Origin of the sequence: Nocardia sp. NPDC057663 (assembly GCF_042799895.1) — a bacterium.
GTDB lineage: Bacteria > Actinomycetota > Actinomycetes > Mycobacteriales > Mycobacteriaceae > Nocardia.
Window position 1 is genome coordinate 229,274 of the sequence record NZ_JBHVHX010000003.1, and the last position, 12,745, is coordinate 242,018.

Annotated in this window: 13 protein-coding genes; 5 read left to right on the plus strand and 8 right to left on the minus strand. The window is 68.3% G+C overall.

Annotation, left to right across the window (positions count from 1 at the left end; genetic code table 11):
- Nucleotide 1 precedes the first annotated feature (1 nt).
- The 3 genes from nusB to ACFVAV_RS09200 all read left to right on the plus strand — a co-directional run bounded on the left by nusB (nucleotide 2) and on the right by ACFVAV_RS09200 (nucleotide 1,333).
- Entirely contained in the window at nucleotides 2-517 is a 516-nt protein-coding gene (gene nusB / locus ACFVAV_RS09190; protein WP_379032422.1) for a transcription antitermination factor NusB, read from the plus strand.
- Entirely contained in the window at nucleotides 514-780 is a 267-nt protein-coding gene (locus tag ACFVAV_RS09195; RefSeq protein ID WP_379032425.1) for a YciI family protein, read from the plus strand. The genes nusB and ACFVAV_RS09195 overlap by 4 nt, the downstream gene beginning before the upstream one ends.
- 154 nt (nucleotides 781-934) lie before the next feature.
- On the plus strand, nucleotides 935-1,333 hold the full coding sequence (locus ACFVAV_RS09200) for a MerR family transcriptional regulator (RefSeq protein ID WP_379032428.1): 399 nt from the start codon (nucleotides 935-937) through the stop codon (nucleotides 1,331-1,333).
- Between the two features lie 35 nt (nucleotides 1,334-1,368).
- On the opposite strand, the gene ACFVAV_RS09205 is transcribed toward ACFVAV_RS09200, so the two are convergent.
- Genes ACFVAV_RS09205 through ACFVAV_RS09215 form a run of 3 tightly spaced genes read right to left on the minus strand, consistent with a single transcriptional unit; the run spans nucleotide 1,369 to nucleotide 4,485 of the window.
- Complete coding sequence (locus ACFVAV_RS09205) at nucleotides 1,369-2,088, minus strand: PP2C family protein-serine/threonine phosphatase (RefSeq protein ID WP_379032431.1); 720 nt, start codon at nucleotides 2,086-2,088, stop codon at nucleotides 1,369-1,371.
- Nucleotides 2,089-2,120: 32 nt separating this feature from the next.
- The gene (locus tag ACFVAV_RS09210) at nucleotides 2,121-3,137 is read right to left on the minus strand and encodes a CNNM domain-containing protein (protein WP_379032434.1); all 1,017 of its coding nucleotides are present in this window, start codon (nucleotides 3,135-3,137) and stop codon (nucleotides 2,121-2,123) included.
- Nucleotides 3,130-4,485 carry a hemolysin family protein gene (locus tag ACFVAV_RS09215; RefSeq protein WP_379032437.1) on the minus strand — a complete coding sequence of 452 codons (1,356 nt, stop codon included), beginning with the start codon at nucleotides 4,483-4,485 and terminating at the stop codon, nucleotides 3,130-3,132. Before ACFVAV_RS09215 ends, ACFVAV_RS09210 begins: the two co-directional genes overlap by 8 nt.
- 318 nt (nucleotides 4,486-4,803) lie before the next feature.
- On the opposite strand from ACFVAV_RS09215, the gene ACFVAV_RS09220 reads away from it, so the two are divergent.
- Entirely contained in the window at nucleotides 4,804-5,379 is a 576-nt protein-coding gene (locus ACFVAV_RS09220) for a TerD family protein (RefSeq protein WP_379032440.1), read from the plus strand.
- Between the two features lie 236 nt (nucleotides 5,380-5,615).
- Here ACFVAV_RS09220 and ACFVAV_RS09225 read toward each other — a convergent pair whose 3' ends face one another.
- The 4 genes from ACFVAV_RS09225 to ACFVAV_RS09240 form a co-directional block, all read right to left on the minus strand.
- Nucleotides 5,616-8,144, minus strand: coding sequence for an NERD domain-containing protein (locus tag ACFVAV_RS09225; RefSeq protein ID WP_379032443.1), 2,529 nt, complete (start codon nucleotides 8,142-8,144; stop codon nucleotides 5,616-5,618).
- 114 nt (nucleotides 8,145-8,258) lie between these two features.
- Nucleotides 8,259-8,546 carry a hypothetical protein gene (locus ACFVAV_RS09230; RefSeq protein WP_379032446.1) on the minus strand — a complete coding sequence of 96 codons (288 nt, stop codon included), beginning with the start codon at nucleotides 8,544-8,546 and terminating at the stop codon, nucleotides 8,259-8,261.
- A 97-nt stretch (nucleotides 8,547-8,643) separates the two neighbouring features.
- Complete coding sequence (gene tnpB, locus ACFVAV_RS09235) at nucleotides 8,644-10,101, minus strand: IS607 family element RNA-guided endonuclease TnpB (RefSeq protein WP_379032450.1); 1,458 nt, start codon at nucleotides 10,099-10,101, stop codon at nucleotides 8,644-8,646.
- 268 nt (nucleotides 10,102-10,369) lie between these two features.
- Complete coding sequence (locus tag ACFVAV_RS09240; RefSeq protein WP_379032452.1) at nucleotides 10,370-11,335, minus strand: zinc-binding alcohol dehydrogenase family protein; 966 nt, start codon at nucleotides 11,333-11,335, stop codon at nucleotides 10,370-10,372.
- Nucleotides 11,336-11,433: 98 nt separating this feature from the next.
- Here ACFVAV_RS09240 and ACFVAV_RS09245 point away from each other — a divergent pair, with 98 nt between their 5' ends.
- The gene (locus ACFVAV_RS09245; RefSeq protein WP_379032455.1) at nucleotides 11,434-12,009 is read left to right on the plus strand and encodes a TetR/AcrR family transcriptional regulator; all 576 of its coding nucleotides are present in this window, start codon (nucleotides 11,434-11,436) and stop codon (nucleotides 12,007-12,009) included.
- A 57-nt stretch (nucleotides 12,010-12,066) separates the two neighbouring features.
- Here ACFVAV_RS09245 and ACFVAV_RS09250 read toward each other — a convergent pair whose 3' ends face one another.
- Nucleotides 12,067-12,690: an alpha-ketoglutarate-dependent dioxygenase AlkB gene (locus ACFVAV_RS09250; RefSeq protein ID WP_379032458.1), complete on the minus strand. Its 624-nt coding sequence runs from the start codon at nucleotides 12,688-12,690 to the stop codon at nucleotides 12,067-12,069.
- Between the last annotated feature and the right edge of the window lie 55 nt (nucleotides 12,691-12,745).

Consider the following 12,745-nt stretch of genomic DNA (forward strand, 5'->3'; position numbering starts at 1 on the left):
CGTGACGGACTCGCCGGCAGACAAGAAGGGCTCGTTCAAGAAGCTGGGCGCGCGCCACAAGGCGCGCCGCCGAGCCGTGGACCTGCTGTTCGAGGCGGAGGCGCGCGATGTCGACGTCTCCGACCTGCTCGCGGAACGCGCTGACCTCGCTACCCGCGACCAGAGCGTGGCTCCCGTGCACGCCTACACCTCGGTCCTGGTCGAAGGCGTCGCCGACGACCTGGACCGGGTCGACGGCACCATCGAGGGCTACCTGCAGGACTGGACGCTGTCCCGCCTGCCTGCCGTCGACCGGGCGATTCTGCGGATCGCGGTGTGGGAGTTGTTCCACGCCACCGACGTTCCCCCGGTGGTCGCGGTCGACGAGGCCGTCGAGCTGGCCAAGGAGCTGTCCACCGACGATTCGCCGTCGTTCGTGAACGGCGTGCTCGGCCAGGTCGTGCAGGTGGCGCCGCAGGTGCGCGCCGCCGCGGCCGCCACCAGGGCCACGCGTCCCGCGCCGGAGGACCGGTCGTGACGAACAAGTACCTCGTGATGGTCATGCGCACACCGCATTTCGACCCGTCCGTGGTGGAACCGCACCGCGCGTTCCTGCAGGAACTGCTCGCGAAGGGCCAGCTGCAGGAGAGTGGCCGGTTCACCGACGGCACCGGTGGCGCCTATGTCGTCCTGGCCGAAAGCCTCGACGCCGCAACGGCTATCGCACACGCCGACCCGGTCCACACCACCGGAGCGTCGGAACTGACGATCTACGAATGGGAGATCGCCGTCTCGGCGTGAAGCCTTGCGACGACAGCCGCGCATCCTTGTCGGATGTGCGGCTGTCGCCGTTTCACCCGGCCGGTGCGAATCTGTGCACAACGCGTGCCGCTCGCATTGGCGACGGTAGCACGTGCCGCTGTATGGTTAGCTTCTGCTGCGGAAGGAGGTCGTGATGACCGAAGCCTTGCTCAAGATCGGTGAACTCGCCGCCCGCGCCGAAGTCAGTACGCGCACGATCGACCACTACACCAGCATCGGTCTGCTCGCGCCTGCCCAACGGAGCGCGGGCAACTACCGCCTCTACAACCCCGCCGACGCCGAACGCATCCACCTCATCCAGCGCCTCGAAGCCCAGGGCATACCGCTGGAGGAGATCGCGACCGCGCTCAATTCCAGTCCCCGGGATATGAACGAGGTCCTCGCACGCCTCGACGACGACCTGAGGAACCTGCAGACCGTCACCGAGACAGCGCCCGTCGAGATCCACGGGCTGCTCGACATCATCGCCACCCGCGTGCACTCGCTGATCGCGGTCGCCATGCAGCTCCCGCCAGACCTGCCGATCCTGTGAGTGGTCGTCGGGGCTGACGTTGCCGCCGGGGGTGGTCAGTCGCCGGCGACGATATCGGCGACGATGACGCTGACGTTGTCGGGGCCGCCGTTGAGCAGGGCAAGTTCGACCAGTTGGTCGGCGCACTCGGCCACGGTGCCTGCCGAGCGCAGGAACTGGCCGATCTTCTCCTCGGTGACCACGTCGGACAATCCGTCCGAGCACAGCAGGTATCGGTCGCCGGGTTCGGCATCTCCGAGCACCAGCGTCGGGGTGACCGGCTCACCGGTGAGCGCGCGCAGGATCAGCGACCGGCGAGGATGGGTTCTGGCCTGTTCGGCGGTGATGTGGCCTGCGTCGACGAGGCTTTGCACGAAGGTGTCGTCGTGGGTGATCTGGGATAGTTCGCCGCCGCGCAGGACGTAGGCGCGGGAATCCCCGACATGAGCCAGCCCGTACCGGGTGCCGTCGAACAGCATCGCGGTGAGCGTCGTGCCCATGCCACGCTGCTCGGTCGAACGGGCTGCCTGCTCGGCGATGGCGTTGTTGCCACGCAGGACGGCCTGCTCGAGACGGTCGAGCAGTTCGCCCTCGTGGTCGTGTTCGAGGGGCAGGAGCGCGGCGATCATCAGCCCGGAGGCGACCTCGCCCGCGGCGTGGCCGCCCATCCCGTCGGCCAGCGCCAGCAGACTGGGCCCGGCGTGGACGGAGTCTTCGTTTCCCGCCCGGACCAAGCCGCGATGAGTGCGCGTGGCGCAGGTCAGCTGTGTGTTCACGAGGACACCTTCGTTCGGTCGGTGGAGGTGGATCAGATCTCGGCGGCCGACTGCAGCAGCCGTTCCAGGACGTCGGTGATGGTGAGCAGGCCGACCAGCTCCGCGCGGTCGGGACTGGTGACCAGGCTCAGGTGGCTGCGGGTTTCGCGCATCGTGCGCAGCGCCTCGTACACCGGCACCGTCGTGGCGATTTCCAGCACCGGCCGCATGAGCTCGCCCGCGGTGGTGCCGGGTGCGGCGGTGAGGCTGTCGCGGACATGGACCACTCCGCGCACGCTGTCACGGTCGCGGACCAGTAACCGCAGATGGCCGGTGGCGCGCGAGGCAGCCTGGATCGCCGCGGTATCGGCTTCGGGCGTCACCGAGCTCGGCGCGGTGTCCGGTGCGACGATGTCGCCGACGGTCAGCTGCTCCAGTTCCAGTGCGCTGGTCAGGTTTCCGCGGTACCGCTCGTCGAGGGTGCCGACGGTCGCCGAGTGTTCGACCAGGTGTCGCAGGCCGGCCGGGCTCTGTCCGGCATCGACCTCGTCGACCGGGGTGACGCCGACTGCGCGCAGGCACCGGTTGGCGGCGTGGTTCAGCGAGACCAGCACCGGTCGGGTGAGGGTCATGAACAGCTGCATCGGCAGCGCGAGCAGGGTGGCCGACTTCTCGGGGTGCGCGATCGCCCACGACTTCGGTGCCATCTCGCCGACCACCAGGTGCAGGAAGGTCACCACGATCAGCGCCAGCACGAAGCCCGCGACGTCAGCTACCCACAGCGGTGCCCCGAGCTGCTCGATCAGCGGGGTGATCCAGTGGTGCACAGCGGGTTTGGTGATCGCGCCCAGCGCCAGTGTGCAGACGGTGATGCCCAGCTGGGAACCGGCGAGCAAGACCGGCAGCTCGGCCGAACTGCGCAATGCGGCCCGCGCGGCCCTGCTGGTCGGCGCGGCGTCTTCGAGCCGATGCCGCCGGGCGGCGATCAGCGCGAACTCGACGGCGACGAAGAACGCGCTGGCCGCGATCAACAAGATCGTGACCGCGACGACGACCCAGGGGTTACTCATGGTCGCCTCGCCCGGATCTGATGGTCAGCGACACCGAGGACGGAACGTGTTTACCGACCGCCCGTACCTCGGCGAGAACCGTCCGCGCCGCCGGACGCTGCCCGGCGAGGAAATCGGCGCCGCTGGGTGGCACCGTGATGTCCACCCGGTCACCCACCTGCGGCAGTCCACCGAACGTACTGATCACCAGCCCCGCGATGGTCTCGTAGTCACCGTGCGGCAATTCGAGGTCGAGCAGCCGCTCTGCCTCGTCGAGATGCAGGTCACCGGCGACGATCCAGCCCTCACCGTCGGCAATGACCTCGGCGGCGCCGGAGTCGTGTTCGTCGGCGATCTCACCGACCAGTTCCTCGGCGATGTCCTCGACGGTGACGATGCCGGCGAATCCGCCGTATTCGTCGACGACCAAGGCCATCTCTTCTTTGGCGGCACTGAGCCGGGCGAACACCTCGGGCAGCGGCAGCGACTCGGGGACCAGCAGCGCCGGACGCATCCAGCTTTCTGCGGTGCCGGTCACCGGCCCGTCGAGCAGATCGTGCAGATGGATGACACCGCGCAGGTCATCACTGCTGGTGCCGACGACCGGGTATCGCGTGTGTCCCGAACCCATCCGGGCCAGGACCTGTTCGGCGGGTTCGTCGACCGGCACGGTGTCGACCTGGGCACGCGGGATCATCGCGTGCTCGGCGTTCTCCGAGGGGAAATCGAGGATCCGGTCCAGCAGTGTCGAGAGCTCTCTGGGCAGTTCGCCTGCCTCGCGGGAGGCGGCGACGATGTGCTCGAGGTCGCGCGGGGTCGCCGAATGCTCCACATCGTGGACCGGCTCGATCCGCAGCACCCGCAGCAATACGTTCGCCGACTGATCGAAAAGCCAGATCAGCCAGCCGAATACGCGGAGGTAGGCCGTCGTCGAACGGGCCAGCCGGCGTGCGACCGGCTCAGGCCGGGCGATCGCGAGATTCTTCGGGAACAGTTCACCGAACAGCATCTGCACCAGGGTGGAGAACACGATGGCCAGCACGGTGCCTACCGCCACACCGACCGCCACCGGCACACCGGCCCCGCCGAGCAATTCGCCCAGCCCGCGCCCGATCAACGGCTCGGCCACATAGCCGACGAGCAGACCGGTCACGGTGATACCGAGTTGGGCGCCCGACAACATGAACGAGGTCCGCCGGGTCACGGCGAGCGCGCGTCCTGCCGCCCTGTCCCCGGTCTCGGCGCGCGCCTTCAGTCGCGATCTGTCCACCGCCATGTACGCGAATTCCTGGGCAACGAAGTACCCCGTCAACGCGGTGATGAGCAGGACGACGACGATGCCGGCGATGACGCTCAGTACGGTCAGCACGCGTCGGCCTCGCCTGGGCAGCAGCGGGACCGCGCAACAGTCCAGTGCTGGCGACATCGAGGTTCACGCGTGCCGCGAGATCCCTCCTGGTCTGATTCACCATCCGGCATACGCATCACACTAACACGTGCCACTGTATGGTTCCGGTGTCGAACTCCGCGCACCGAACCGCCGCGTCACGGCTCACCAATTCGCTTACCCACCAGTGGGTTTCGGGTTTCAGCGCCGTCGGATTCGGAGTAAACCAGACAGTGGCACGTGCTAGTGTGCGAATGGTCGGTACCTTTCGTGCCGCGATGATCGATAGGAGATATCGGTATGGGTGTCAGTTTGTCCAAGGGCGGCAACGTCTCACTGACCAAGGCGGCGCCGAACCTCACCGCGGTCGCGGTCGGCCTCGGCTGGGACCTGCGGACCACCACCGGGACGGACTTCGATCTCGACGCCAGCGCGATCGGGCTCGGCGCCGACAAGAAGGTTGTCTCGAGCGGGCACTTCGTCTTCTTCAACAACCTCAAGTCGCCGGAGGGCGCGATCGAGCACGCCGGTGACAACCGGACCGGCGAGGGCGAGGGCGACGACGAGGCGATCAACGTCGATCTGGCCAATACCCCGGCGACGATCGAATCCATCGTGTTCCCGGTCTCGATCTACGACGGCGCGAACCGCAGCCAGTCCTTCGGGCAGGTGCGCAATGCCTACATCCGGGTGGTGGACCGCAGTAACGGCGAGGAACTGGCCCGCTACGACCTGTCCGAGGACGCGTCCACCGAGACCGCCATGGTCTTCGGTGAGCTGTACCGCAACGGCGCGGAGTGGAAGTTCCGCGCCATCGGCCAGGGATACGCGTCCGGTCTGGAAGGCATCGCCCGCGACTTCGGCGTCAACCTCTGACGATCGTCCTGCCCTCGCGACCGAATTCGCGAGGGCAGGACCACGGCATCGCCGCGCTCCGGGATCGACTCGGCCGCGCGAGGTCCCGGCGGTGGCCTGAGGGTCCCGACGGCCTCCGCCGGTGGGTGTACGGGAAACCGGCGGAGGCGCGACCGGCGCTGGGTGGCGCGGTGTCGGGTGTGCGCGGGGCACGAAGGCGATCCTGCTACCTCGAGTGCACTCGAGGTCAACCCGGTTCAGCGATCGGCGCGGACCAGTGGTGCCAGGAAGCCGGTGACCTGCGCGGTCGATGGTTGGCCCAGCCTTCGGCCGAGGGTGTCGGGAGCGTCGGCGGCGGCGCGGCACCGGTCGGGGTCGGTGTTCGCGGGGTCGGCCGAAAAGCGTTCGCCGATCATGATGGCCCGCCCGGCCTCGCGTCCGGTGCGCAGCTCGTAGACGGTGATCTCGTAGGTCGCCCGGAACAGGTTGACGGTACGGCCGATGGGAGTGCCGGGGGCAGCGGGGAATTGGCAGGTCTGGACGAGGTCGCCCAGGCTCACCTGCTGCATGCACGCGATGAGCTGGACCGACGACATGTCGCTCGGATGCCAGGCACTCGAATCGCTGGTGGCGACCATCGTGGCGAGATCACCCGAGAGGTAGATCGGCCGCACGCCGTCGCGCTGGTATTCGGCGGCGTTCGGGAACGGTTTCCGGTCGCCGCACATCCGGTCGTAGTCCGACATCTCGAACCGGCTCGCCTGGACCGCGGTGATCGCGAAGAATCCCACCCCGAACAGTGCGATGAACAGGATCAATCCCACGCCGGGACCGATCCGGATCCGGCGCTGCTTGTGTTCGTTCCGCTCCCGCACCGGGGTATTGCGCCACCGTTCGAGCAGCGACGACCCGGTCTGCGTGTTGTGTCCTCGCTCCCGCAACCGGCTCGACGCGGTCGACCGCGCCGGAGTCCGGTCCTGGTCCACCCAGTCGGTCCAATGCTCGGAGCTGTCGAATTGCTCCTCTGGTTCGCGGTACGACGGATCGGGGTCGTTGGCCGAACCGGCCGACCATGCTGCGGCCCCGGCCACCCCGGCAGCAGCACCGACCGCGCCTCCGGCGGCGGCATACCCAGCGCTCGCCGCTTCGGGCGCCGAATATTCCGGATCCCCGTCCTCGGGCCAAGACTCGTAGTCCGAATCGTCGTATCCCTGCGATTCGTATGCGTCGTCCGGATCGCTGTCGGGCGGAATCTCCCTGCTCATAACCTCGCTCGCGGCGATGCGGTCGTCAGCCGGTGCGCCGGCCGAGCCGTCGTCGGTGTCCGCCGAGGGTTCTGCGGTGGACTCAGCGGCTGACTTGGTCAGTGACACAACACTTGCCGATTCGACGGCGGTCGGCAGGGCGGCGTCGGTGGTGTCTCCGTCTGTGACGCCTTCGCCGGGGTCCGCTGCAGGAGCGGTTGCTTCGTCGGGTGACGGAGTATTCGCGGCGGCGTAGTCGTCTCCGTCGGATGCTTCGCCGGCAACGGGGTCGTCCCCGGAGTCACGCGCGTCATCGGAACTGGCGTGGGCGGTCGAATCTGCCTCGCTCACTTCACCGTCCGATGCGACGTCGACACCAGAAAGCGCGATTTCGCCCGTGCTGGTCGATGGAACTACAACGGTTTCCGCCTCGGTGGTCTCGCTTGCGGCCATGTGATCCATCGGCGGGGCGGCAGTTTCGCTGTCGTCGGGGGTTTCTGTCGAGGCGGACGTGTTCTGCGAAGCGGCACCCTGTGAACCCTCTGCTGCGGCAGGCACATTCACCAGCCCCGCCAAGGGCGAGACCGCACCGGCCATTTCGCCGCCGGGCGCCTCGGCACTTCCCGGAGCGGGTGCCGTCTCGGATCGCTCCTCGGCACCGGATTCTTGCTCAGGAGCGCGCTGTTCGTGACCGTGCGTCGCATCAGGTACCTCGGCGGCGGCAGACGATGTGTGCGGCCGATGCGCGAGCCGATCGATCGCGGCGAGAAACGCGGGCGTACTCGCCTGCGCGAGCCGTGTACTCACCCGCGAGGAACTACCCTGCCCGGAACCCGCGGCAGCGTCCATCTCTTCGGCCTCGCCGAGTTCGATCGAGGACGGCGCGGCAGGTCGGCCGGTGGTCGACGGCTCGAGCCGCGCGGGAAAACCCTGGTCCGCCAAGGCGACCCGGGTGGGCAGCAGATGGCTGAGATTCAGTGCCGCGAACACCTGGCGCACATCGTTGACGCTGAGCCGGACCGTGCGCCCGGTCTCGGCGTGGAAGTAGTCGTGCAGGGCCGTCGCGTCGTCGCGATCGACGAGGACGGCCCGGTATCCGTCGGCGATGCGGGCCTCTTCGAGGGTGAGCTGCGATCCGGGCTGGGGGACCAGCGCGACCACCGCGTTCACCCACCCGAAGATCCCGGACTGCTGGAGCAGGTTCTTCACCGCGAACACCTGCCGCCGCACCTGGACGAACGGATTCGGCACCCGCACTGCGTGATAGAGCGCGGCCTCCTCGCCACCGACCGTCCACGGCCCGTTGGGCGGGGTGGCGAGCGTGCCGTCCTGGCGGACGGTGAACCCCTTCACCTCCACCACGGTGGCGCCTTGCGGCGTGCACACCAGTGCATCGACCTCGACCGATCCGCCCCGGCTCTCCGGCACATGGCAACGGAACACCGCGACACCGCCCACCGCGGACGCCCAATCCCGGATCGCCGCGCCGACGACCTCTTCTGCGCCTTCGAGTTCGGTTTCGTCCGCGACAACGACGATCACCACGACCCCCTGTGCAACCGATTGCGGACCTCTACCAGGATACGACCTACCCGAGCCACATCGAAACCGAATCCCGTTGCCGAGCAACGGGATCGGCAATCACGATTACCGCTCTCACCACGGGGCGCCGGGGAACCGCCCCGGCGCGGGTTCGGAGTCTGTAGGCCGGACCCATTCCAGTGGTGGCCGGGTCACCTGACCTGCGACGATGGCCAGCCCCGTCGGCCGGTCCACCGCGACAAACCCGAATGGCCGGTCGATGCGCACCGAGGTGATCGTCGACGAGGTCCGCCGCCGGGCGCCGCTGCGTGTCATGGCGACCGCGGAGATGGCGGCGGCTTCGAATCCGGTGGCATCGAACCGGGCGACGACATTCTGGCCCGCGGCCTCCGCGGCCTCCACGGCCAGCTCGGCCCTGGCCGGCCCGCTCGCTGCTCCGGCCCCGCACCGCGAGCAACGGCCACAACCGTTGCCTTCTGGAGAGTGAGAGTGCTCTTCATCAGGCAGCCGTCCCTTGCGAGTCGACGGTCCCCGCCTGACCAACCCTGTTCGGGTTGTGCGGGGTTGGCGCTTCACAGCCCCCAGCCATCACCGCTCGCGCGGGTCCGGTCTCACGGATGGCTCCACGTCCTGCCACCGACCCACTGTCGGCGGGACTCTGTTCACCCGATATCCGGGTTTCGCCGAGTCGGGCGAGGTTGACCGCGGCATTACGATCACGATCGATCGCGGCACCACAGTGTTCACACTGATATGTACGTTCAGCCAGAAGCAGGTTTGGCTTTCGCCCACCACACGCCGAACACAGTTTCGAGGAAGGGAAATATCGGTCGGCTTCCAACAATGCGGATCCGTACCAGCGGGTCTTGTATGCCAACATTGCTCGTACCTGGGCGAGCGCGGCATCGGCGAGAGCTCGGTTCAGACCGCGCTTGAAAACCCCACCGGCAGAACGCATACCCGAAGCGTTCAATGTTTCCACCACCACGACCCGATGGTGCTGGGCCAGAGCGGTGGTGGCCTTGTGTAATGCGTCCCGGCGCACATTCGCAGCGCGGGCGTGGGTTTTCCCGATCCGGGCTTGGACCGCCCGCCACCGCTTTGACGGCGTCTGCTTAGAGCGCGCAACGGGGTCGTAGGGACCGTGCCTGCGGGCGGCGGTGCGCTGCAACACCCGCAGCTGGGTTTGGGCACGGGTCAATGGTTTCGGGGCCCGGACACGTTCGAGTTCGGTCCCGTCCGGTGCGGCGATCACAAGGAGGTCTTTCACGCCGACATCGACGCCCACTACCGGAAACGGGGACCGTGGCGCGTGCGCTGGCTTGGCTTTGGCGTGCACGAGAGTCTGCAACGAGCAGTGCCAGCGCCCCGCCGAGTCCTGCGACACCGTCGCCGATAGCACCCGCCCGGTCCCGTCGCCGATCCTGCGAGCCAGCTTGCGAGTGGACTCGTGGGTGCGAAGCGTCCCCAGCCGAGGCAAGGTCACATGGTGACGGTCGGGTTCGACCCGGATGACCCCGGTGGTGAACCGCACCGACCGCCGTGACCGGGCAGTCTTGAACCTCGGAAACCCAACCGATTTGCCTGCGCGCTGACCGGTGCGGGACTTCGACCAGTTGTCCAAACCACGCGCGAGTGCGTCCAATCCGGTGTTGTAGGCCTCTTTCGAGTTCTCACCCCACCACGGCGCGACCGCAGCCTTGCGGGTGTTCCAGGTTTTGCGGAGGGTGGGCAACGACCACCCCAGTGACGGGGTCAGCTCGTCGTCGCTGATGCCGTAGCTGCGTTCCGCGGTCCGCTGATCCATGACCGCTTTCACCAGGGCGAGCATGTGATTGTGTGCGAACCGCGCCGCCCCCGCATGCGAACGCAAGGCACGCTGCTGAGTGGGGGTGGGGTCGAGCGCGAAACGGTACGCCTGTGCCACCCATCCTGCCGGGATTTCGAACCTGGCCATCAACACCCCCCACTTCTCGCCAGATGTGCCCCCACTAGCCTCCGTGAACACGCGCCCGCTCGCAGGCCGTGCTGCGTCGAGCACTTCGAACCCACAGTGCGCCAACCGGTAACAGTTCCACCATGACCACCATGACAGAAGGGTCCGACACGAATTTATACGGCCAGGCTACCGTGTGTTCCCGACTGATCCGGCCGACCCGCATCAGCCCACCGGTCTACCTCGCGCGCGACCCGATCGGTGAGGCAGACAGCGGCACGGCATACCCCTACGGTCGCAACAACACCGCGCCGAGTGCCGTTCGATTCTCGAGCTTGCGATGTGCGTGCGCCGCCTCGGTGAGCGGAAGCACCGAGTCGACCCCGATGGTCAACAGCCCCTGTGCCGCGGCCTCGAGGGCGGCGGGCCGTTGCCGGGCGACTTCGCCGAGCCACGCGGTTCCCGCGCACCCGGTGAGGGTGAGGCCGCGCAGGATGAGGTCGACGGCGCCGAGCTGGGCGGGTGCGCCCGCGAGCCAGCCGTAACTGAGGATACGACCGCTGAGCGGGGTGACGACGTCGAGGAGCGGAGTCAGCGAGTCACCGCCGATCGAGTCGAAGACGACATCGACAGTGTTGCCCGCCAGGAGTTCGCGCAGTTGATCGGCCCAGCCGGGCACGGAATGGTCGACCACCTCGGCGGCGCCGTGTTTGCGGGCCAGGCGAGCCTTTTCCGCCCCACCGGCGGTGGCGATCACCCGCGCGCCCCGTGCCGCGCACAGCTGGGTGAGGCAGCTGCCGACGCCGGTGGCCGACGCCTCGACCAGGACGGTCTCGCCCGGAGCGGGTGCCGCGGCGGCGACCAGGGCCAAGGCGACCGACCCGGGCATCTGGGTCGCGGCGGCGAGGTCGGTGGTCAGGCCGTCCGGGATGACGGCCACCGAATCCGTCGCGGTGACAACGAATTCGGCGTACGCCCCGAAACCGCCGGTGTCGGTGACGACCCGGGCGCCGAGCAGGGCCGGGTCCACGCCGGCGCCGAGTTCGACGACCGTGCCCGCCGCCTGGAATCCGAACACCGCGGGCAGCGGCGCGGGGAAGGGGTAGGCGCCCGCCCGCACCATGGTCTCCGGGTAGAGCACCGGGATCGCCTCGGCGCGGACGACGACCTGTCCGTCACCCGGTCGCGGTTCGTCGACGTCGTGCGGCACCAGCACCTCGGGTGCGCCGGTCTCGGTCATTACGATTGCCTGCATCAGAACTCCATAAGTTGACTGCCGGTCCAGATAATTCGAACGATATGGACCGGCGGTCAACTTGTCAACGGATCGGCGGATGCCGAGGAAGCGATGCGATGACAGGCCAACGCCCCGCCGAACGCGCCGACGCCGCGCGCAACCGTCGAGCGATCCTCGAGGCCACCGCCGCGCTGCTGGCCGAACACGGTGCGGCGGGGGTGACGATGGATCGGGTCGCCGCGGCCGCGGGTGTCGCCAAAGGGACCATCTTCCATCGCTTCGGCAGCCGGGCCGGCCTGCTGTACGAGCTGGTGGCCGAGGGAGCGGGCGAGATGATGGCGGCGGTGGCAAGCGGACCGCCGCCGCTGGGGCCCGGCGCGCCGGCGACCGACCGGCTACTCGCCTTCTTCGACGCGATGACGACCATGGTGACCGCCGACGTCGAACTCATCGCCGCCTACAAGGCCATGCCCCCGCATCCGCGCAGCGCGGAATTCCATGCCTTCTGGGCCGAGCACATCACCGCATTGCTGCGCGAGGTCCGCCCGGAGATCGACGCCGAGACGGTGGGCGCGCTGTTGCTGTCGATCATCGGCGGGGAACTCGCGCAGCAGATGGCCAGGGCCGGTGAGGTCGACCGGTTGCGCGCGGGGGTGCGGGAACTGGTGCACTCGGTGCTGAGCGCCCCGTGATCGGTTGCGGCTCAGGCTACTTCGCCGGCCGGGTGGTCGGGCCGGCCAACGTGCGTATCACCGCACGTTGCGCGGCCGGAACTGGATGCTGATGCGCGGGCCGACCGGCCGTGACGTCTTGGGCACCGCGTGTTCCCAGGTGCGCTGGCACGCACCGCCCATCACCAGCAGATCGCCGTGCCCCGCGGTGAACCGCACGCTGGCCCCGCCACCGCGCGGCCGCAGCAGCAGCGCGCGTGGTGCGCCGACCGAGACGATCGCGACCATGGTGTCGTGGGTGGCGCCGCGGCCGATCGTGTCGCCGTGCCAGGCGACGCTGTCGCGACCGTCGCGGTAGAAGCACAGTCCCGCGGTGCGGAACGGCTCGCCGAGTTCGGTCGCGTAGTGGCTGGTCAGGGCTCCGCGTGCCTCGACCAGGATCCGGTCGGGCAGTGGGTCGTTCTCGCCGAAGAACGACACCAGCCGGGGCACGTCGACGACCCGGTCGTACATGGGTCTGCGCTCGGCGTGCCACGGCACCCGTTCGGCTAGTCGCTCGAAGACGACGCTCGCGCCGCTGAGCCAGCCGGGGAGGATATCCACCCAGGCTGTCGCGTCGAGCTGTGTGCGCCGGATCGTCTCGATCGAACCCAGCGCAACCGCATCACCGTCGAACAGTGAACCTTGCAGGGGCAGCGACATGCCCGCCAGTCTACCGCGCGTTCGAACGTATGTTCGCATAGCCGCACAGAACAGT